The organism is Haloparvum sedimenti (assembly GCF_001462205.1).
In the GTDB taxonomy this organism is placed as follows: Archaea; Halobacteriota; Halobacteria; order Halobacteriales; family Haloferacaceae; genus Haloparvum; species Haloparvum sedimenti.
Genome location: NZ_LKIR01000143.1, coordinates 74,407 through 93,769, shown reverse-complemented (window position 1 = coordinate 93,769; position 19,363 = coordinate 74,407). Strand labels below are relative to the sequence as shown.

19 protein-coding genes and 1 tRNA gene are annotated in these 19,363 nt (G+C 71.2%); 7 read left to right on the top strand and 13 right to left on the bottom strand.

What is annotated here, in order from left to right:
- The first annotated feature begins 505 nt into the window (after window positions 1-505).
- A tRNA-Thr gene (locus AN233_RS15880) sits at window positions 506-577 on the top strand.
- 109 nt (window positions 578-686) lie between these two features.
- The gene (locus AN233_RS15875; protein ID WP_058367729.1) at window positions 687-1,478 is read left to right on the top strand and encodes a sugar phosphate isomerase/epimerase family protein; all 792 of its coding nucleotides are present in this window, start codon (window positions 687-689) and stop codon (window positions 1,476-1,478) included.
- A gap of 15 nt (window positions 1,479-1,493) precedes the next feature.
- Here the strand turns inward: AN233_RS15875 and AN233_RS15870 are convergent, their stop codons facing one another.
- Together AN233_RS15870 and AN233_RS15865 are read right to left on the bottom strand one after the other, a co-directional pair.
- Window positions 1,494-2,621 (bottom strand): MFS transporter, encoded by a 1,128-nt coding sequence (locus AN233_RS15870; RefSeq protein ID WP_058367728.1) that lies wholly within the window; start codon window positions 2,619-2,621, stop codon window positions 1,494-1,496.
- Between the two features lie 3 nt (window positions 2,622-2,624).
- A complete protein-coding gene (locus AN233_RS15865) occupies window positions 2,625-3,476 on the bottom strand; it encodes a hypothetical protein (protein ID WP_058367727.1) in 852 nt (283 codons plus the stop codon).
- Between the two features lie 189 nt (window positions 3,477-3,665).
- On the opposite strand from AN233_RS15865, the gene AN233_RS15860 reads away from it, so the two are divergent.
- Window positions 3,666-4,331: a potassium channel family protein gene (locus tag AN233_RS15860; protein ID WP_058367726.1), complete on the top strand. Its 666-nt coding sequence runs from the start codon at window positions 3,666-3,668 to the stop codon at window positions 4,329-4,331.
- A 42-nt stretch (window positions 4,332-4,373) separates the two neighbouring features.
- On the opposite strand, the gene AN233_RS15855 is transcribed toward AN233_RS15860, so the two are convergent.
- The 5 genes from AN233_RS15855 to AN233_RS15835 form a co-directional block, all read right to left on the bottom strand.
- Window positions 4,374-5,093 (bottom strand): TOBE domain-containing protein, encoded by a 720-nt coding sequence (locus tag AN233_RS15855; protein ID WP_058367725.1) that lies wholly within the window; start codon window positions 5,091-5,093, stop codon window positions 4,374-4,376.
- Entirely contained in the window at window positions 5,090-5,986 is an 897-nt protein-coding gene (locus tag AN233_RS15850; RefSeq protein ID WP_058367724.1) for a substrate-binding domain-containing protein, read from the bottom strand. Before AN233_RS15850 ends, AN233_RS15855 begins: the two co-directional genes overlap by 4 nt.
- 93 nt (window positions 5,987-6,079) lie before the next feature.
- Window positions 6,080-6,922 (bottom strand): amino acid ABC transporter ATP-binding protein, encoded by an 843-nt coding sequence (locus tag AN233_RS15845; RefSeq protein ID WP_080508506.1) that lies wholly within the window; start codon window positions 6,920-6,922, stop codon window positions 6,080-6,082.
- Window positions 6,919-7,698, bottom strand: a complete 780-nt coding sequence (locus tag AN233_RS15840; protein ID WP_080508505.1) for an ABC transporter permease — start codon at window positions 7,696-7,698, stop codon at window positions 6,919-6,921. The genes AN233_RS15845 and AN233_RS15840 overlap by 4 nt, the downstream gene beginning before the upstream one ends.
- Before the next feature lie 34 nt (window positions 7,699-7,732).
- Complete coding sequence (locus AN233_RS15835) at window positions 7,733-8,707, bottom strand: substrate-binding domain-containing protein (protein WP_058367723.1); 975 nt, start codon at window positions 8,705-8,707, stop codon at window positions 7,733-7,735.
- Between the two features lie 132 nt (window positions 8,708-8,839).
- Here AN233_RS15835 and AN233_RS15830 point away from each other — a divergent pair, with 132 nt between their 5' ends.
- Window positions 8,840-9,937, top strand: a complete 1,098-nt coding sequence (locus AN233_RS15830) for a putative sulfate/molybdate transporter (RefSeq protein ID WP_058367722.1) — start codon at window positions 8,840-8,842, stop codon at window positions 9,935-9,937.
- A 6-nt stretch (window positions 9,938-9,943) separates the two neighbouring features.
- On the top strand, window positions 9,944-10,606 hold the full coding sequence (locus tag AN233_RS15825) for a DUF7384 family protein (RefSeq protein WP_058367721.1): 663 nt from the start codon (window positions 9,944-9,946) through the stop codon (window positions 10,604-10,606).
- A 723-nt stretch (window positions 10,607-11,329) separates the two neighbouring features.
- On the opposite strand, the gene AN233_RS15820 is transcribed toward AN233_RS15825, so the two are convergent.
- From AN233_RS15820 to AN233_RS15800, 5 genes are all read right to left on the bottom strand, one after another.
- On the bottom strand, window positions 11,330-11,977 hold the full coding sequence (locus tag AN233_RS15820) for a non-canonical purine NTP pyrophosphatase (protein ID WP_058367720.1): 648 nt from the start codon (window positions 11,975-11,977) through the stop codon (window positions 11,330-11,332).
- Window positions 11,978-12,072: 95 nt separating this feature from the next.
- A complete protein-coding gene (locus tag AN233_RS15815) occupies window positions 12,073-12,744 on the bottom strand; it encodes a molybdenum cofactor guanylyltransferase (protein WP_058367719.1) in 672 nt (223 codons plus the stop codon).
- A gap of 102 nt (window positions 12,745-12,846) precedes the next feature.
- Window positions 12,847-13,599 (bottom strand): selenium cofactor biosynthesis protein YqeC, encoded by a 753-nt coding sequence (gene yqeC, locus AN233_RS15810; protein WP_058367718.1) that lies wholly within the window; start codon window positions 13,597-13,599, stop codon window positions 12,847-12,849.
- Between the two features lie 99 nt (window positions 13,600-13,698).
- Window positions 13,699-14,148 (bottom strand): hypothetical protein, encoded by a 450-nt coding sequence (locus tag AN233_RS15805; protein ID WP_058367717.1) that lies wholly within the window; start codon window positions 14,146-14,148, stop codon window positions 13,699-13,701.
- A 78-nt stretch (window positions 14,149-14,226) separates the two neighbouring features.
- Complete coding sequence (locus AN233_RS15800; RefSeq protein WP_080508504.1) at window positions 14,227-16,803, bottom strand: heavy metal translocating P-type ATPase; 2,577 nt, start codon at window positions 16,801-16,803, stop codon at window positions 14,227-14,229.
- Between the two features lie 137 nt (window positions 16,804-16,940).
- On the opposite strand from AN233_RS15800, the gene AN233_RS15795 reads away from it, so the two are divergent.
- Together AN233_RS15795 and AN233_RS15790 are read left to right on the top strand one after the other, a co-directional pair.
- Window positions 16,941-17,285 carry a DUF5518 domain-containing protein gene (locus tag AN233_RS15795; RefSeq protein ID WP_058367716.1) on the top strand — a complete coding sequence of 115 codons (345 nt, stop codon included), beginning with the start codon at window positions 16,941-16,943 and terminating at the stop codon, window positions 17,283-17,285.
- Between the two features lie 68 nt (window positions 17,286-17,353).
- Window positions 17,354-17,941, top strand: coding sequence for a hypothetical protein (locus tag AN233_RS15790; protein ID WP_058367715.1), 588 nt, complete (start codon window positions 17,354-17,356; stop codon window positions 17,939-17,941).
- Window positions 17,942-18,190: 249 nt separating this feature from the next.
- Here AN233_RS15790 and lpdA read toward each other — a convergent pair.
- Window positions 18,191-19,363: dihydrolipoyl dehydrogenase (gene lpdA / locus AN233_RS15785; RefSeq protein ID WP_245626095.1), on the bottom strand; the 1,173-nt coding region annotated here is incomplete at its 5' end.

The following is a 19,363-nucleotide window of genomic DNA, read 5'->3' as shown; positions in this document are numbered from 1 at the left end:
GAATTCCGCGAAATCGCGCTGATGTGTGTCGTCTATAACATCAAGCGCTTCGTCAAACAGTGAATCTCTACGCCTTACAGCGATTCAACACAGCCGTTATTACCCTCCACTCGTCCGTGTTTGCGAGGATACTTCTCAGATAGTTCGGGCTGATATACGGACAAACGAGCCATACGGAGTCTGAATCGGCTATCTCTCGAATGGTCTTGTCGAACGGAGATTCGCTCCGGTCGTCGTCATCCTCTGAATGGTATATCAACTGTGCCATATCTTGAGATGACTTAGCGAGCCTTCAAAAATCCCTCAGGCGAGATATTCGAAGCTTGTGGATGACACCTGCAGATCGCCACATCGAGGGTGGGAGACGACTTCGCTTTACCTCCCGGAATAGCGGATTGGCACGTCACGGTACGGCACGCCCGGAGGGGTTTCATCAGATTCTTATACGGCTGTGTAATAGAATCGGATGCAGAAGGCGGAAAAGCGGAGTGTACGCACCCTGAGCGCCTGGGTAGCTTAGCGGTAAAGCGCGTCCTTGGTAAGGACGAGACCCCGGGTTCAAATCCCGGCCTAGGCTTTTTCTCGCATCAACTTCCGCCAGCGTCGTCGCCGACCGGCGGATCCCCACGACGAGGACGGGACGCGAAGGCGGGAGGCTTACCACCGACTGGCTCCACGGTGCAGGTATGAACGTCGAGCGCGGCGTCGTGACGCAGCCCGACAACGACGTGGCGGGGTACTTCGAGGCGGCCGACGCGGTCGGGTTGGACTACGTCGAGGTGATGCTGGACGGCGCGACCGACCGCGAGTGGCTCTCCGGCGAGGGCCGGGAGCTGCTGGAGCGGTACGAGGGGACCGGGCTCGCGGTCCATCTGCCGTTCGAGGGGCTCGACCTCGGGTCGCCGTTCGACGGCGTCCGCGAGGCGGTCGTCGCGGAGCTACACGCCTGCCACCGGGCGGCGGACCGGGCGGGGGCCGACACGGCGGTGCTTCACCCGACCGCGCTCGCGTGGGAGCGGGCGCACGGCGGGGAGCGACTCGCGGCACGGGTCGAGCGGTCGATAGAGGAACTGGACGCGCGGGCCGCCGAGGCCGGGCTGGACGCGACGCTCTCGGTCGAGAACGTCTACGACGCGCTCGTGGCGACCGACGACGTGCCCGGGCTCATCGAGGGGACCGGCGCGTCGATGACGTTCGACACCGGACACGCGCGGATCGACGGCCACGACGACGCGGAGATGGCTCGGTTCCTCGCGGCCCACGCGGACCGCGTCTCGCACCTCCACCTCAACGACACGCGGACCGCCGCGGACGAGCACCTGCCCCTCGGCGCGGGGTCGATCGACTTCGCGCGGCTGTTCTCGGCGCTGCCGGACGACTGGACGGGCTCGGCCTCCGTCGAGGTGACCACGCCGAACATGGCGTACGTCGAGCGGAGCGCCCGCCACCTCGACGAGCTGCTGGCGTCGGGACCGTAACCCGGTCGAGCTGCCTCAGACGACGCCCGCGATACTGGCGGCGACGGCGAACCCCAGCCCGGCGGTGAAAAGCCCCATGAGGAACAGCGCGGAGCCCTTCCGCAGGGCCCGGTCGACGGGGAGCATGACGGTGAAGCCGCCGAACGCGATCAGGAGCCCGCCGATCAGCACGACGATCAGGGCGGTCGCGGGGAGGATCGAGAACTCGAGCGTGATCGTCACCGTCGAGATGATGACCGCGAGCAGCGTGGCGAAGAACCCGAGGAACTGCAGCGTCTGTCCCTGGAGCTTCTTGATCTGGTCTTTCGACTCCTCCTGTGCGGTCTCGACCGCCTCGAGCGCGTCGTCGACGTCCCCCTTGAGCTGGTCCTGCCGGCGCTGGATCTCGTCGACGTACTTGTCGAGGTACACCCGCGACTCGTGGTTGCGGTAGCTGTTGACGCGGAGGACGTAGCTGTCCTTCGAGTCGTCCTCGAGGTCGATGCCTTCATTGATCTGCCGGATCGCGTCGTCGTACCGGCCCTGGAGGGCGCGGAGCCGGCCGAGGGTCACCTTGAACTTGGGGTAGACCGGCTCGGTGATGAGCTGGTCCATGATCTCTTCGGCCTCCTCCAGCAGCTGCTCGCGGGGCGTCTCGAGGAACTCCTCTTTGTCCTCCTCGAGCGCCTGCACGATCGCCGTGACGTAGGCGTGGTTCACGCCGGCGTGATCGGGGCCGACGCGGGACTGGGCCCGTCGGGCGTACTCGATGGCGCGCTCGTAGCTCTCCCCGGTCCGGAGCTGTTTCGCCTGGAGCCCCTGCAAGTGCGGGTACATCGGGTGGTCGTCGAACTCCGCGTGCTTCTCGAGGACCCGGCCGAACTCGCTGATGTTCCCGCGTCGCCGGAGGAACGTGCAGTAGGCGAAGAACGCGGCGAAGCGGACGGTCTCGGGGTCAGACTGGCCGAAGTCGTCCGACTCGAAGACCTTCCGGAGGTCCTCCTTGCGGTCGGGGGCGACCTCGATCAGCCGTGTCAGCGCGAGCTCCCACTCGCGGTCGGTCTCGGGCGGGAGGTCCCCGAACAGTTCGATCAGGTCGTCGGTCCCCGACTCGTCCGCTCGCGCCTCGATCCGGTCGACGAGGTCGTCGCTCAGTTCGGCCATGGGTCACTCGCTCAGGTCGACCGTCGCCACCGCGACGTCGTCGGACGGCTTCAGACGGGGATACTCGCGACATTCGGGGTCGGATTCCTCGAAGGCACGCAGGATGCGGACCGCCCGCTCGATGCCGTCCGTTCGGAGGTACGGAACCAGCGTCGACCAGTCCGCGAACGCGTCGTAGGTCGTACACACCGGTTCGAACCCGTCCGTGAACGCGACCGCGAATTCGGCGTCGCGGCGGTCGAGGGAGCCGGTCGCGGCGTGGTCGACCGCCGACGGGTCCAGCCCGAACGTCCAGTAGCCGCCCTCGCGGTTCTTCCGTTTCCGGTGGTCGACCAGCATGGGGTGCACGCGCTCGCGGAGCGACTCGTAGGAGACCGCGCCGTCGGCCGCCTCGCGGATCGCCACCATCTCCTCGACCACCCGCCGGTCGAGCTCGCGCGGCCCCTCGCCGAGGACCGCTCTCGACTCGGGGCCGGCGTCGACGACGACCCCGCAGTCGCCGAGTACCAGGTACTCGAGGTCGTCGTCCCAACGAAGGACCGCGCCGGCCGCGGAGGGGACCTCGTGGGAGTCCTGCTCGGCGGCGCCCGGGTGGTCGCCGTACCTGTCCGCGACCGCCGCGACTGCCTCCGAGGCGAGGTCCCGCAGGCCCCGACCCCCACCCTCGTCGATCCGGTCCCCGAGTTCCTCGGCGAGCGCTTCGACGTACCATCGCCCGTCCGACGCCGCGTCGGTGACGCTCCGGTCCGAGAGTCCGGTCGCCCCGTCCAGCACGACGACCGCGTTCCCGTGGGTCCGGACGAGGTCCTCGTTCACCGCTCCGCCGGGACGCACGTGCGACTGGACGGTAACCATACCGGCGCTAACACAGGTGGTCAATAAATAGTTTTGACTCGCCCGGAAGCCGGACCGGCGCGCTGGACGACGGCGAACGGTCGCGGCGTCGTCGCACCAGCCGTGGTGCCGTCGAATCGGCCGCGTTCGTCCCTCGCGGCGTGTCACCACCACCCATACTTTTGCCCCGGCCCGCCGTACCGGACTTCCATGAACGTCATCGTCGTCGGATACGGTCGGGTCGGCTCCCGGGTCGCCCGCGTGCTGGACGAGGAGGGCCACGACGTGGTCGTGGTCGACAACGACCGCATGAAGGTCGAGCGCGCGGGGGAGCGGGGCTTCCGCGTCGTGGAGGGGAACGGCGCCCGCGAGGCGACGCTCCAGGAGGCGGGCGTCGCGGAGGCGGACGCCGTCGGCGGCTTCACCGGCGATCCGGAGACGAACCACCAGATCTGTCTGATCGCGGGCGACTACGCCACGCGGACGGTCATGCGCGTGAGCGAGGACGTGGAGGCGGCCGTCTACGAGCGCTATTCCGACGACGTGGACGAGGTGATCTACCCCGAGCGGCTGGGCGCCGCGGGCGCGAAGACTGCGCTGCTGGGCGGCGACTTCAACGCCATCGCGGACCTGACCGAGGGGCTCCAGATCTTCGTGTTGACCGTGCCCGAGGACGCGCCCATTGTCGGCGCGCACGTCAACGAGATCGACCTGGGCGACCGCGGGCGCATCTACGCGCACGGCCGCGACCGGGAGTCGCTGACCATCCCGCTCCCCGGCACGGTCGTGGAGGCGGGCGACCGGATCGCGCTGCTGGCGGCCACCGAGGCGGTCGCGGACGTGCGCGCGGAACTCACGGCGGCCGAGGCGGCCTGAGTCGGGCGGACTCGGACCGGGGAGAGGGGGGAGAGGGCTCCGTCACGGCGGCGCCACGGCCGCCGTCGCGGTCGCCTTCCAGCTGACGGTCACGCCCCGTCCCGGTTCGAGAGCGAGCCTGTCGGCGCTGGCGACCGTGACGAGCGCCGCGAGCGTCACGTCGGTCTCCGCGACGCGAACGCGCACCGTCGCGACCGTCTCGCCGCGCTCGACCGCGGCGACGGTCCCCGAAAAGCGGTTGCGCGCGCTCGTCTCGTCGGCCGCGGGCGTAGCGTCGGCACCCTGAAGCGTGACGGCGTCCGCCCCCACTCGAACCTGCGCGGCGTCGCCCGGACGAAGTCCGTCGTGGAGCGCGCGCACGTCGCCGATCACCGTCGCCACGCTGGCCAGTTCGCCGTCCACGTCGACGACCTCGCCGTCCAGCGCGGTCTCCGGTGCCCGAGCGGACAGCAGGAGCCCGCGTTCGAGGCGGTCGAACCGCGCCAGCACCGCCTCGCCGCGGTCCGTGAGTCGACTCCCGCCGCCGCCCGCGCCGCCGCGCGTTCGCTCCACGAGCGAGCCGAACGCGCCCTCCAGCGTCTCCAGTCGGGCGAGCGCACGCGCCCGCGAACGGCCGAGCGTCGCCGCGGCTCCCGCGACGGACCCCTCCGCGGCGACGGCCCGTAGCAGCGCGGCGTCGTCCGCGTCGAAGGCGATCCCGCTCCGGCGGAGGGTCGCGCGGGCGGTCGCGGCCGGTTCGCCCTCCGGGTCCTCGTCGGTCACGGCTTCACGGAGCGCCGCCGGTCGCTTGAGTCTGTTCCCTCGACCGGCCGGTACGCCCGTTCGCCGTCCGCCCGGAACCCCCGCACCGCCTCTCGTCCCGGGTCGCCGGCGAGCGTCTCCGCGATCGCACGCCCCGCAGCGACGCCCGCTTCGTCGACCCGGTCGGGCGGCGGGCGGAGCACGCTGTAGACGTTTCGCAGAAGCTCCGACGGGGAGTCGAGGCCGGTCGCGAAGGCCGTCTCGAGGTCGACCGTGCCGCGCCGCGCCAAAAACGTCCCGCGGTCGACGAGCGTGTACGCGCCCACGGACCCGGCGATCCGAAGCGTCTCGCCCATCGAACTCCCGGTTTCCCCGTACCAGTCGCCGTGTGAGTCGCGGTCCGCCGCGTCCCAGATCCGCCGCTCCCGGGCGTGGGTTCCGGAGTCGTCGCCGCGGGAGAGAAACCGCTCGCCGGCCGCGGCGACCTCGTCGAACGCGGCCGCGGCGTCGGTGGCGTCCGCGGCGCCGGCGGGGTCTCCCGGCGGACCGACCAGCAGGAAGTCGTTGACACAGAACGGCCGGCGGTCGACGGCGTCCCCGGTGGCGACCGCCCGCCGCTCCGCACGCGGATGGTGGACTATCGCGGCGGCGACGTCGCCCGCGGCCAGCGCCCGGAGCGCGGCCCCGGTCCCGCGGGGCACCGGCGCCGGCGCGAGGTGGGGGCACGTCTCGGCGACCGCGGCCGCCAGTTCCTCGGCGAGTCCCGAGTCGTACAGGGTCGTGCCCACGACGAGACGGGAATGGCCGCTCGCCGGGTCGCGGTCGCCGGCCGTCGACAGCGTCGAGAGCCCGACCCCGCAGACACCGAGCAGTCCGCCGCCGGCGGCGATCACGCTCCGACGACGGGTCGGCATACCGGTCGGTTCGGCGGCGTCCGCCGAAACCGTTTCGGATCGAGTAACCTTCGGCGTTTTCGTTTCTCGGATGTAGAAACCGATATCGGTTCCTCAGTACACCAGGTCACCGTCCACGAACTTCCGGGTCCGCGGGTCGTCGGGGTTCTCGAAGAGCCGCTCCGCGGGGCCGACCTCAACGAGGCCGCCGTCGAGCAGCACCGCGACGCGGTCGGCGACCCGCTCGGCCTGGTGCATGTCGTGGGTCGCCATCACCACGGCCATCCCGCTGTCGCGGGCGGTCTCGACCGCGTTCTCCAGCACCGCGGTGTTCCGGGGGTCGAGGTCGGAGGTCGGCTCGTCCAGCAGCAACACGTCGGGGTCGTACGCGAGCGCGCGAGCGAAGGCGACGCGCTGGGCCTCCCCGCCCGACAGCGAGTCGGCGTCGCGGGTCGCGGCGTCGGCCAACCCCACTGTCGACAGCGCGTCTCGAACAGCTTCGGGCGGATCGGTCCGAACGAACCGGCGGAGCGACTCTCGGAGCCGTTCGGGCCATCGCCGGCGGACGTGGAGCCCGTAGGCGACGTTCCGCTGGACGGAGGCGTCGAAGAGGTTCGCCTCCTGGAACACGGTCCCAACGCGGCGGCGGGCCGCGAGCCGCTCGCGTTCGCCGACGGTCCACACGTCGATGTCGTCGACGCGAACGCGTCCCTCGTCCGGTGGCTCGAACAGCCCGAACATCCGCAACAGCGTCGACTTGCCGGCGCCCGAGGGGCCGATGATCGCCAGCGTCTCGCCGGGCCGCGCGTCGATGCTCACGTCCTCGAACACCGCCTCCTCGCCGTAGCGACGCGCGACGCCGTCCAACGAGACGACCGGCTCGCCCGCGCGGTGGCGGTCGTGGGGCACCTCAGTCGCCGCCTCGCTCTCCCGCTCGGTTTCCCGTGACTGACTCATCGTCCACCCCGCTGGTCGCCGAGCCGGAGGACGATCGCGTTGACGCCGAGCACCAACACGAGCAGGATCGCGCCGAGCACCATCGCGGTCTCGAACCGGCCCTGCCGCGCCTCCAACTGGATCGCGGTCGTGAGCGTCCGCGTGATGGAGGTGCCGTCGGCGCTGGCGATGTTGCCGCCGACGATGAACACCGAGCCGACCTCGCTGATGGCGCGGCCGACGCCGGCGAGCACGCCGGTGACGATCCCGTACCTGGCCTCCTTGACCGTCACCAGCGCCACGTCGACCCGCGTCCCGCCCATCGCACGGGCGGCGTCCCGAACGCCGTCCTCGACGCTCGTCACGGCGGCGAGGCTGACGCCGGTGATGACGGGCCACGCGAGCACGAACTGGGACATGATCATCGCCTCCTTCGTGAACACGAGGTCCAGCGGCCCGAGCGGTCCCTGATTGGAGACCAACACCAGCACCAGCAGGCCGACGACGACGCTCGGGAACCCCATCCCCGTGTTGATCACGGCGACGACCAGCCGCTTGCCGGGGAAGTCGACGAAGCCGACGAGCAGCGCGACCGGGACGCTCGCCAGCGTCGCGAGCGCGACCGCCGTCAGACTCACGTACAGGGAGACGCGGACGATGCTCGTGATGTAGTTCCGCTGGAACGGGAACTCGACGAGCAGCGGCGCGGCGCTCGCGACCACGTCGGCGGCGCTCCCGGAGTCGACTGTCGCGAGCGCGAGGGTCGCCTCGACGAGCGCCGCGACGGTCGGAGTCATACGCTACCGATCCGAACGCGTTCCGTCATGAATCTCACGAGTCGTCGGCGCTCCAGCCCTCCGGGACGTACTGCTGGAAGTTCGGGTCCTCGGAGACCGCCTCCGGGAAGAACAGCTGCTCCCCGTTCATCGTGTAGTCCTCGATGACCTGCTGACCCTCCGGGCTCGTGATGAAGCCGATGTACGACATCGCCAGGTCGTAGTTGACGTTCTCGTGGACGCCGGGGTTGATCGCGATGACGCCGTAGGGGTTCGCCAGCAGTTCCGGGCCGCCCTCGATGGGTCCCTGCACGAGGATCTCGAGGTCGATCTCCGACCGCATCGAGATGAACGTCCCGCGGTCCGCGAGCGTGTAGCCGGGCGTCTGGTTCGCCTGGTTGAGCACGTCGCCCATCCCGGCGCCAGCCTCGCGGTACCAGTCCCCGCTCGGTTCGACGCCCGCCTCCTCCCAGATGATGAGCTCCTTCGTGTGCGTCCCGGAGTTGTCGCCGCGGGAGACGAACGTCGACTCCGTCTCCGCGATGGTGGCGAACGCGTCGGCCGCGGACTCCATCCCGCCGATGCCGGCCGGGTCGTCGGACGGCCCGACGATCACGAAGTCGTTGAACATGAGGTCGCGGCGGTTGACGCCGTACCCCTCGCGGAGGAACTCGTCCTCCAGCGACCGCGCGTGGACCATCACCAGGTCGCTGTCGCCGTTCCGCCCCGTCTCCAGCGCCGCGCCGGTCCCCTGCGCCACGGCCTCGACTTCCGCGCCGTACTGCTCGGTGAACGCGCTGTTCAACGCGTCGAGCAGTCCGGTGTCGTAGGTACTCGTCGTCGTGGTCAGCGTGAGCGTCTCCTCCGCGACCGGCGGCACGCTGCCGCCGTCGCTTCCGCTCCCGCTTCCGTCTTCGGTTCCGTCTTCGGTTCCGTTCCCGGCGCTCTGTCCCGATCCCAGACACCCGGCGCTTCCGACGACCGTCGCACCCGCGATAGCGCTCAGGAACTCGCGTCGTTGTTTCGGCATAGATACATCGGTTGACCGCGGACACATAATAATTCCGGGATTGAGGTAATCGCGTTCGGTTGACTCGCGGGTCGGGGACAACTCCGTTCGTTTTCTGAAAACGTTCACGTATCCTCGGAAGAACCCATATGCGTGGCTACAACGCGCTTTTCGGATGCCCGTGAGATACGGTTCGACGCCGACGAGCTGACCGGTGCGTTGGGGGATTCGGTTACGGTTCTCCCGATCGTCGTCGCGCTCGGAGTGTTGACGCCGCTGTCGCTCCCGCACGCGCTGGTCGCGTTCGGCGTCTTCCAGATCGTGTGGGGAATCGTCTACGGGCTCCCCATCTCGGTCGAGCCGATGAAGGCGCTCGCGGGGCTGGCCATCGCCGGCGCGATGAGTTACGGCGAACTCGTCGCCGGGGGACTTCTCGCGGGCGTCGTCCTGTTGATCGCCGGGCGGTTCGGCGTCGTCGGCGTCGTCGAGCGCGCCGTCGGACTGCCGGTCGTCCGGGGGATCCAGCTCGCGGTGGGGCTGCTGCTCGTCGTCACCGGAGCCGAGCTGGCGGTCGGCGCGCCCGGGGTTGCGGTCGCGGCGGCGATCGTCGTCGTGGCCCTCTACGCGCTCGGCTACGGGAGGGCGAGCGCGCTGGTCGTGCTCGCCGGAGGGTTCGCCGTCGCCGTCGGCGCGGTCGGGGTACCGACACCGTCACCGCCGACACTCACGCCGTTCGCCGGCGGCGGTCCCTCGTTCTCGGTCGGAGCTGTCGAGGGCGCGGCCGCACAGCTGGCCATGACCGTCGGCAACGCGGCCGTCGCGACGGCGCTACTCTGTGAGGACCTGTTCGACCGCGAGGTGTCCGCGGATCGGCTCGCGGGGAGCATGGGCGCGATGACGTTGCTGTCGGTCCCCGCCGGAGGATTGCCGATGTGCCACGGCAGCGGTGGGCTCGCCGGCAAGCACTCCTTCGGGGCGCGGACGGGCGGCGCGAACGTCCTGCTCGGGATCGGCTACCTCCTGCTGGCGCTCGTCGCGGGCGTGGTGGTGGCGTTCCCACTGGCGGCGCTCGGCGTCCTGCTGGTGCTCGTCGGTGCCGACCTCTCGCGGACCGCGCTCTCCGGGGATGACCGACTCGTCACGGTCGGCGTCGGACTCCTCGGCGCCCTCACGAACGTCGGCGTGGCGTTCGTCGCCGGGGCCGCGGCGTGGGCGACGCTCCGCAAGTTGGATGTCCGAAGCGGTCGTTGACCGCACATGAACTGGCAGTCGCTGTTCGGCCGCGCCGCCGCGGTCGACGCCGACGAGGCGGACGTCAGCGAGGCGCTCGCGCGCGTCCGCGGTCGGACGGAAAGTGACGGGTACACGGAGCGCGACGCGAACCGGAACGACGACGCAGCCGAGAGCGCGGCCCCGGCGCCGCCCGAGCCGAGCCCAGCGCGCGTCGTCGCGGACGCGGACGTGCTCGCGGCGGACCTGCTGGTCGGCGGCCGCTCGCGGGCGGCACTGGAGGCGCTGTGGCGGCACTCGTGGACGACGCTGGTGGCGAGCGACGCGCTGCTTGACGACGCCGAGGCGGTCGTTGCGGACCTCGCGGAGCCCACGGACGCGTCGCTGGCGGCGGACTGGCGCGCGGCGGTCGCGGACTGGCGCGAGCCGGTTTCGCACCCCCGGAACGACCACCCGGCGCTCGGCTCCGCCTATCGGGGCGGCGCGATGCACGTTCTCTCACTGGACGACCGGCTGACGAGCGCCGGGGCGGGGGCGGCGCTGCGCGACCGCGTGCCGGTCAGCGTCCGCGAGCCGCGGGCGTTCGCGGCCGTCTTCGACGCCGAGCGGCTCTACCCGGAGGTCCGGGACGGCGACTACCCCGGACCCGACCGGGAGCCGCGAGACGGAAACGGCGAGTCGGCACCGTAGGGATCAGGGCGAACAGGCGACACGAACCGCGCCCGGAGCGACGTGTCGCGCGACCGCTGCCCGCTCCGGGATGGAGTCGTCGGGCACGCGGCGGGGTGGCGCGCTATCGGTCAAAAGGGTTCGCGGGGGAGCGGGAGCGGGGAGGTGGTTCGTTGATCTCGTCGTCGAGCCGCGTGTGTCCGTCCAATGATTCGACAGCCGGTCAGGGGTGAGCTGCGGACGGGGCGATCAGGCTGCACTCACGGCGGGAATCGCGCCCGTCGCTGAAAAACGTCCGGGCGAGGGCTGGCTGTGCAGGGCGGTGCGGTCGGCGCGCGAGTAACGCGCGAGGGAGGCGGTGGCGCGGCCGCGAGGCCGTGCGGTTTCCGCGGCCGCGCCACCGCCGAGGCTGGGGAGGCCAGAGGCTGCGGTCGCGGTGCAGGTGCGGTGCTGTGCGGGTGGGACTGAAAGGGGCAGCCGGCTCGGTCCCGCCCGGACGACGTAAGCACTCGCGCCGGGCGTTGCGGAGAGGCGCGAGCGCGCAGCGAGGCCCGGCGCGGTCGAGCCGGCTGGGGCTTTCTGGGTGTTGCTGCCCCGACCAACAGAATCTGCGACTGAGACAGAAACAGATCCGTAGTAGGGAGAGCCGGCTGGGGATTTCTGGGTGTTGCTGTCCCGACCAACAGAATCTGCAACAGAACCTGATCAGTAGCACAAACGACCGCCGAAAACGCTTGAAACGACTTATCGCTCGGCGAACCACTCAGCGAACTTCCCCAGCGCGCGGCCGCGGTGGGAGACGGCGTTCTTCTCGGCGGCGTCCATCTCCGCGAACGTCGCGCCGTCGTGCTCGAAGATGGGGTCGTAGCCGAACCCGCCGTCGCCGCGCGGTGCGACCATGCGCCCGGGGACGGCGCCCTCGAACAGCTTGACCGGAAGTGGCTCCGCCGAGCCACCCTCCACGCTGACCTCACCGTCCGCGTCCGGCCCGGCCGCGGCCGCGGCGACGCGGTCCCCGCGGTCGACCGGGTCGGGACTGGCGGCGAACCCCTCGCCGTCACAGTAGGCTAGCACGCACCGGAACGAGGCGCGGCGGTCCTCCAGCGCCTCGGCGATCTCCCAGACGCGCTCGACGCCCAGCGTGCCCTCGACGTAGGAGGAATAGGGGCCGGGGAACCCGTCCAAGTCCTCGATGAACAGACCGGCGTCGTCGACGAGCACCGGCTCGCCGGCGTGGCGGTACGCCTCGCGCGCGCCGCGGGCGGCGATGGGGCCGAGTTCGGGCGCCTGGACCTCCGTGTAGTCGAAGTCGAGCTGGCCGACGGACTCGTTCCCGAGGTACTCCTCGGCCTCGCGGACCTTCCCGGCGTTCGTCGTCACGTAGTTGAGCATGTCGGCGCTGGGGCGGGGCGGGAGGAATAGGCGTCGATAGCGCGCGGCGGGTGGCGGGCGCGGCGGTGGGTACTCGGTGCGGGCCGCTCCCCGACTCAGCGCCCCTCGCGGACCCGGCGCTCGGCGGCGAGCAGCTCCTCGCGCGTGTTGCAGTTCTCGAAGGTGCGCTCGTCGGTGATACGGCGGATCTCGGCGTCACCGACGACGACGTGGTCGAGCTCGAACAGCGGCTCGATGATCTTCCGGGCGCCCGCCTCCAGCGCGGCGTCGCAGGCGTCCGCCATCGCGTCCGCGCGGTAGACCGCCTGCGTCGTCTGGAACCACTCGTCGTCGAGCTGCGGCACCGCGGCGTCGCGGCCGGCCGCGGCGTCGAACAGGTGCGCGAGGAACGCGGGGTCGACGAAGGGCATGTCGCAGGCGACGACCGCGGCGTACTCCCCGGGCGCCGCCCGGCAGGCGTTCCGGATGCCCGCCATCGGCCCCTGATCCGGCTCGGTGTCGGGCGCGTACGTCACCGGGAGCGGATAGCTCGCCATCGCCGACTCGATGGCCTCGCGCTGGTCCGGGCGACAGTTGACCACGAGGTCGTCCACGACCGGGTCGCCGCCCGACGCGCGCGCGGCGCCCGGTGCCACGGGGTCGTCCGTCCCCGCCAGTCGGTTCGCGACGCGTCGGATCATGGGGACGCCCGCAAGCTCCGCGACCGCCTTGTCCGCGTCGCCGAAGCGCGTCGAGCGCCCCCCGGCGACGATGGCTCCCGTCGGCATACCGGCGGCTTCGCGCCGGGGGAGCAAGCCGGTTTCCCTTCGGAGCGCTCCGGCTCACGGGAGTGAGAAACCGCCCGGCGTGACCGCTGACAGAAAAACCCGCTAGACCGCGTCCACGACCGCGCCGTCGATCAGGCGGCCGAGAACGACGTGCGGGACCGGTACGTCGCCGTCGTGGTGCTCGTGGAAGGCCGCGGCCACCTCGCGGGCGTCGGCCTCGCGGGCGTCGTCGTCCACCTTGTTCACGAGCGGAATCGCGGTCGTACCCTCCGGCACGTCCTTCAGTCCGCCCTCGCGACTGGCGAGGACGGCGCCGACGACCTCGGGGGTGACCGGCTCGCCGAGCGCGGCCTCGACGCCCGCCGCCTCGGCGACGGCGACGACGCGCTCGGGCCGGTGGACGAGCTCGCCGGTCAGCGGCTCGCCGACGACGCTCGCGCTCGCGACGGGAGCGACCACGTCGGTCCGGCTGGGGATCTGCGGCTCGGTCTCCTTCGGCGCCTTGAACTCGCGCATCCGGGCGCCGTCGGCCTTTATGAGCACCGGGCCGTCGTGAGCCGCGATCAGGTCGTCGACGACCGCGGCGTCGTAGCCCAGATAGCGGTCCTCGCGCTCGCGCTCGGGGACGAGTCCGAGCGGGAACTCCCCGTGTTCGGCGGACGCCAGCCGACCGACCGGGTCCTCGGTCACCGCGACCGTCGCGGCGTGGGGGTCGAAGATGGGGATCCGCACGGCGGCGGTCACCACGGCCCGGTCGAGTCGCTCCGCGAGCGCGTACATCGTGGTCTTCTTGCCGCCCGCCCCGACGACCGCGACCGCCGCGTCCTCGGTGCGGAGGGCCTCGACGATGTCCATGCCCGCCGTTCCCCGCCGGAAGATAAGTGGCTGTCGGCGGAATTTCTGTCGGCGGAATTTCTGTCGGCGGAATCTCTGTCCGGAGAGAAGGCCACCCGATCAGGCGCGCCGGAGCGCGGCGACCGACGCCCCCGCGACGCCCGCGATTGCCACGGGAACGGCCGACTGGAACGTCTGCGTGAGGATCGGTACCCACACCGGTCCGGCGGTGCTGCCGTCCGCCAGCGTGACTGCGAGACCGACGTATCCGGCGATCAGGCCGATCAGGCCGCCGCCGAGAAACAGGGCGAACAGGGGCGCGACGGCCGCGCCCGTTCCGCCGTCCGCTTTGTCCGCCTCGACGCCGCCGTCGCGGGCGATCGCGGCGCCCGCGGCGGCCGCCACGCCGAGCGTCAGTACGAAGCCGACGGTCCGGAGCAGCTGGAGCTGGTAGACGACCTCGATGTCGAGGTCGACGGCGTTGATCGCGATCGGGAAGCTGGCGACGACCGCCGCCAGTCCGAGTCCGGGGATCAGTGCGAGCAGGGCGTGTCTGAGTTGGAGGGCCATCGAGCGGCGGTTCAAGCGGCCCGGATAAATGTGCTCGGGTGAGAGAAAGGCGAGCGGCGTAGTCCGTCGACTCCCCGTTTATCGTTTGGCGACCGCGTCCGCCGGCGGCTCCGCGGGCTCGACTCGCCCCAGCCGGAGCGCGTTGCCGGTGACGCCGAGGCTCATCCCCATGTCGCCGACCAGCACCGCCATCGCGATGGTGACGTAGCCGAAGGGCGCGCCGAGCGCCAGCAGCGCCTTGACGCCGAGCGAGGCGGCGATGTTCGTCCTGATCACCCGCGAGGCGCGCGCGGAGAGGTCCACGAGGTAGGGGAGCCGCGTGAGGTCGTCGCCCATCAGCGCGGCGTCGGCGGTCTCCAGCGCCGCGTCGGTGCCCGCCGCGCCCATCGCCACGCCGACCGTGGCGGCCGCGAGCGCCGGCGCGTCGTTGACGCCGTCGCCGACCATCAGGACGCCGCCGTCGCTCGCCTCGCGGAGTTCTCGGACGGCGTCGACCTTCTCGTCCGGGAGCAAGTCCGCGCGAACCTCGTCGACGCCGACGCGCTCGCCGATGGCGCGGGCGGTGCGCTCGTTGTCGCCGGTGAGCATGACGACGCGCCCGATCCCCAACTCGTGCAGGCGGCCGACCGCCCACGCAGCCTCGGGGCGGACCGTGTCCGCGACCGCGACGACGCCCTCGATCTCCGACTCCGTGCCGACGAGGACGACCGTCTTCCCCTCCTTCTGGAGCCGCGGGATCGTCTCGTTGATCAGGTCGACGTACGCGCCCGCCTCGTGGTCGCAGGCGGCAGTTTCTCCCTCGAGAGGGTCCTCCTCGTCCAGCATCGACCCGCCGTCCGCGCGCAGGTGGGCGTGTTCGAGGTCGAAGCCGAGGTCCGCGAACAGCGCGGGCTTGCCGGCGTAGTGGGTCTCGCCGTCGACCTCGGCGCGGACGCCCTTCCCGGTCAGCGCCTCGAAGCCCGTCACCTCGCGGTCGGGGAGCCCCGCCTCCTCGGCACGAGCGACGACCGCGTTCCCGATGGGGTGCTCGCTCCGGCGCTCCAGCGCGGCCGCACACGAGAGCACGTCGGCCTCGTCGGCGTGACCGACCGGCACCACGTCGGTGACCGACAGCTCGCCCGTGGTGAGCGTCCCGGTCTTGTCGACCGCGACGGTCTCCACGCCGCCGGCGTTCTCGAGGTGTCTGCCGCCCTTGATCAGGACGCCGTTGCGGGCCGCCGCGGTGACGCCCGAGACGACGCTGACGGGCGTCGAGATGACGAACGCGCAGGGGCAGGCGATCACCAAAAGCGCCAGCCCGCGGACGAACCACTGGGTGAAGCCGCCGCCCCCGACCAGCGTCCCGCCGACGACCGTGAGGACCGCGAGGCCGACGATCAGGGGCGTGTAGACGCCCGCGAACCGGTCGACGAACCGCTCCGCCTCGGTGTCCTCGGCGGTCGCGGACTCCACGAGGTCGACGACGCGCGCGATGGTCGAGTCGTCCGCGGTCGCGGTGACCTCCACCTCGACGTAGCCCGCCTCGTTTATCGATCCGGCGTACACCTCGTCGCCCGGTTCCTTGTCCGCGGGGACCGACTCGCCGGTGATCGGCGACTCGTCGACCGCGGTCTCGCCCGCGACGACCACGCCGTCGAGCGGCACCTTCTCGCCCGGCCGGACGGCGACGCGTTCGCCGACAGCCACCGCCTCGGCGGGGACGGTCTCCTCCGTTTCGCCGCCCTCGCCCGCCGTTCCCTCCCGCAGGACCGTCGCGGTGTCGGGCGACAGCTCCATCAGCGCCGACAGCGAGTTCCGCGCCCGGTCGACCGAGAAGCGCTCCAGGAGCTCCGCGGTCGAGAACAGCACCGCCAGCGTCGCGGCCTCGAACGGCGCGTCGATCGCCAGCGCGCCCGCCATACCCGCGGACATCAGCAGGTCGATGTCGAGGCTCAGGGTCTTCGCGGAGTAGTAGCCGTTTCGGAGGATCGGCGGGCCGGCGGCCGCGACCGCCAGCACGTACGCGACCCACGCGCCCGTGATCGTCCACGGGCCGACCGTCGCGAACTGCGGGTTCGCGCCCGGGACGGCCCACTCAAGCGCCAGTCCCGCCGCGAGCAGGACCGCACCGATTCCGGTCGCGACACCGCGGCGAGTTCTGAACGCCGCGGTGGCGGACGCGGTCCCGCCCGCGCTGCCGGCGTTCTCGCCCGCCTCGACCACCTCGTAGCCCGCACTCTCGACGGCCGCGACCAGGTCCGCCTCGTCGACCGTCTCGGGGTCGTAGGTGACGGTCACCTCTCCCGCGGTCGGGTTCGTCTCGGCGTCGGTCACGCCCGGGCGGTCGAGCGCCGACGCCACCTTGCTCGCACAGGAGGCACAGTCCATGTCGGGGACCGACAGACGCATCGTCCGCTCGTCGACCACCTCGTAGCCCGCCGCCTCCACGCGGCCTGTGACCGCCGCGGGCGTCGTCCGGTCGGAGTCGTACCGGACGATCAGGACGCCGCTCGTCGGCCGCGGGTCCACCTCGCGGACGCCGTCGAGGCCGCGGACGCTCCGCTCGACCTTCCCAGCACAGGAGGGGCAGTCCATGTCGGGGACCGATAGCCGGAGGGTAGCTCCCTCTCCCGGACCGCCCGACGCCGCGTCGTCGGGGCCGCTCGTGTCGCTCATACGCGACGGTAGCCCGCGCGGACTTATTAACGCTGCTGACAGAAATGGGGGTTTGTCTGTGTGCCTTTGATAATTCTCAGGGGAGAGATTCACAACTTTGCGTGGGGCTTTTCTCGCCGCGCTGTCTCGGGGTCGCCATGACCGACTGGAAGGCCGTCGTCTACGGATTCGCCGCGATGCTGCTCGCCGAGGTACTGGCCGTCATCGTTCCGGTGCTGGGGCACGGGCTGGCGGGGCTCGTCGGTGGGTTCGTTGCGGGCTACCTCGCCGGGGGCGGGCTCCTCCGCGGGGCGTGGCACGGGCTGCTTGCCGGCTCCGTCGCCGGGATCCTGCTCGGAATCCTGCTGACCGTGGCCGGGGGGCTGCTCGGCCCCCTCGGTGCCGCGGTCGGTGGCAGTCTCCTGCTCGTCGTGGTCGCGTTCACGTTTCTCGGTGCGATCCCGAGCGCGCTCGCGGGCGCCATCGGCGGAATCCTCGGGTAGCCGTCCGGCGTGGATCGGTCGCCGCGCCGAGTCGCGGCGTTGAAGCCCCCGAGGCGACTACCCCGCCCATGGAGTTCTCGCGACGCGCGCTGCTGTCCGCGGCCGGGGCGGGGGTCGCCGGAACCGCCGGCTGTCTGGATTTCGCGGCCGGCGACGGTCCGCAAGGCCCCGCCGGAACGCCCGCGAGCCTCGAGTGCCCGGACGAGGAGTTCGAGCGCTTCGTCCCGCCGTTCGACGACGACGCGGTCCAGTACGTCACCGCGCGGACGCCGGACGGGCACCGCTTCGAGCTGGCCGCACAGGGGACACAACAGAGCTACGGCAACGAGCTCCGGGTCACCCTCCGGAACCTCTCGGACGCCGAGATCGAGATCGGCCCGAAGGAACTGGTCAGCATCCAGCGCCGGACGGAGGCGGGCTGGCAGGAGGTCCGCGGCGCCGACGGGACGATCCCCGCGTTCCCCGACGACGCGCGGACGGTCGGCAGCGGCGGGGGGTACGCGTGGTCGATCCGGCTCCGAGAGCCGGAGATCGCCGCGCTCGGCCCCGAGGGGCTGCGCGTCTGCCCCGCGCTCGGTCCCGGCGTTCACCGATTCGTCTACTGGGGGCTCCCCGGCGACGCCGCGGCCGGCCGGGAGTTTCAGATCATTGGCTGAGGACGGCGTCGCTTTCGCCGGCGACGTTCGTCCGAACGGCTGGTAGAACGGTCGAGCGGGCGGATTTCGTACCAACGACAAAATATTTACGATCTCGGAGGCTATCTCCTAGTGACTCATCGCTCCTTGCCGCCCGGGACGTGAGTCGTACCGCTTGGCAGTGGTATCGACGCCGGCCTCCCGCCGGCGTTTGGAACGACGACCGCGAGCGGCCGTGCTGTCCGCTGCAGTTCGGGACTCCGTGGACGACTACCGGTTCAGGGTGTGGATCGCCTGCCCCCGCGCGTTCTCCGCGGCCTCCATGACCGCCTCCGCGAGGGTGGGGTGGGTGTGGACCGTCGCCGCCACGTCCTCGAGCGTCGCGCCCATCTCGATCGCCAGGGTCACCTCGGCGATCAGCTCTGAAGCCTCCGGGCCGACGATCTGCCCGCCGAGCACGACGCCGCTCTCCTCGTCAGCGACGATGCGGACGAACCCCTCCGTGTGGCCCGTCGTCAGCGCGCGCCCGGAGGCGTTGAACGGCATCTGCCCGACCGCGGGCTCGTAGCCGGCCTCGGCCGCCTCGTCCTCGGTCATGCCGACCGTGGCGATCTCGGGGTCCGTGAAGACGGCCGCGGGGATCGCCTGCTGGTCGAGCGCTGCCAGCTCGCCCGCGATCACCTCCGCGGCGACGATCCCCTCCTTCGAGGCCTTGTGTGCCAGCATCGGCTCGCCGGCCACGTCGCCGACCGCGTGGACGTGCTCGACGCTCGTCCGGGTGCGGTCGTCGGTCTCGATGAAGCCGCCCTCGGTCGTCTCGATCCCGGCGTTCTCCAACTCGAGGGTGTCCGTGACCGGCTGCCGGCCGACCGCGACGAGCACCTTCTCCGCGGGGTAGCTGGACTCCTCGCCGTCCTCGGTCTCGGTGGTGATCAGGTAGCCACCGTCCGGCGCCTCCTCCCAGCCGCTCGCGCCCTCCCCGAAGTGGAACTCGATGCCGAGATCCTCGGCGCGCTTGCGAACGACCCGGGAGACGTCGTCCTCGTAGGGGACGAGGATGTCGTCGAGCATCTCCACGACGGTCACGTCCGCGCCGAGTTTGGCGTAGACGGTCGCCAGCTCCATGCCGATGTAGCCGCCGCCGACCACGACCAGCCGGTCCGGGACCGTCTCGGCCGCGAGCGCGTCCTCGGCCGACCAGACGTGCTCGTCGGCGTACTCGAAGCCGGGGATCTGGATCGCCCGCGAGCCGGTGGCGATTATGGCGTGCTCGAACTCGATGCTCTCGGAGCCCTGCCCCTCGCCGCCGTGGGCGACGCGGACCTTGTTCTCGTCGGCGAACGTCGCGGTCCCCTCGACCAGGTTGACGCCGTTGGCCTTACAGAGCTTCTCGACGCCGCCGGTGAGCCGGTCGACGACGCCGTCCTTCCACGACTGCATGCC

What these genes read in the sequence shown, in the direction of transcription:
- AN233_RS15875 (WP_058367729.1), top strand. Translation starts at nt 687, where the DNA reads ATGAACGTCGAGCGCGGCGTCGTGACGCAGCCCGACAACGACGTGGCG.
- AN233_RS15870 (WP_058367728.1), bottom strand. Translation starts at nt 2,621, where the DNA reads ATGGCCGAACTGAGCGACGACCTCGTCGACCGGATCGAGGCGCGAGCG.
- AN233_RS15865 (WP_058367727.1), bottom strand. Translation starts at nt 3,476, where the DNA reads ATGGTTACCGTCCAGTCGCACGTGCGTCCCGGCGGAGCGGTGAACGAG.
- AN233_RS15860 (WP_058367726.1), top strand. Translation starts at nt 3,666, where the DNA reads ATGAACGTCATCGTCGTCGGATACGGTCGGGTCGGCTCCCGGGTCGCC.
- AN233_RS15850 (WP_058367724.1), bottom strand. Translation starts at nt 5,986, where the DNA reads ATGCCGACCCGTCGTCGGAGCGTGATCGCCGCCGGCGGCGGACTGCTC.
- AN233_RS15845 (WP_080508506.1), bottom strand. Translation starts at nt 6,922, where the DNA reads ATGAGTCAGTCACGGGAAACCGAGCGGGAGAGCGAGGCGGCGACTGAG.
- AN233_RS15840 (WP_080508505.1), bottom strand. Translation starts at nt 7,698, where the DNA reads ATGACTCCGACCGTCGCGGCGCTCGTCGAGGCGACCCTCGCGCTCGCG.
- AN233_RS15835 (WP_058367723.1), bottom strand. Translation starts at nt 8,707, where the DNA reads ATGCCGAAACAACGACGCGAGTTCCTGAGCGCTATCGCGGGTGCGACG.
- AN233_RS15825 (WP_058367721.1), top strand. Translation starts at nt 9,944, where the DNA reads ATGAACTGGCAGTCGCTGTTCGGCCGCGCCGCCGCGGTCGACGCCGAC.
- AN233_RS15820 (WP_058367720.1), bottom strand. Translation starts at nt 11,977, where the DNA reads ATGCTCAACTACGTGACGACGAACGCCGGGAAGGTCCGCGAGGCCGAG.
- AN233_RS15815 (WP_058367719.1), bottom strand. Translation starts at nt 12,744, where the DNA reads ATGCCGACGGGAGCCATCGTCGCCGGGGGGCGCTCGACGCGCTTCGGC.
- yqeC (WP_058367718.1), bottom strand. Translation starts at nt 13,599, where the DNA reads ATGGACATCGTCGAGGCCCTCCGCACCGAGGACGCGGCGGTCGCGGTC.
- AN233_RS15805 (WP_058367717.1), bottom strand. Translation starts at nt 14,148, where the DNA reads ATGGCCCTCCAACTCAGACACGCCCTGCTCGCACTGATCCCCGGACTC.
- AN233_RS15800 (WP_080508504.1), bottom strand. Translation starts at nt 16,803, where the DNA reads ATGAGCGACACGAGCGGCCCCGACGACGCGGCGTCGGGCGGTCCGGGA.
- AN233_RS15795 (WP_058367716.1), top strand. Translation starts at nt 16,941, where the DNA reads ATGACCGACTGGAAGGCCGTCGTCTACGGATTCGCCGCGATGCTGCTC.
- AN233_RS15790 (WP_058367715.1), top strand. Translation starts at nt 17,354, where the DNA reads ATGGAGTTCTCGCGACGCGCGCTGCTGTCCGCGGCCGGGGCGGGGGTC.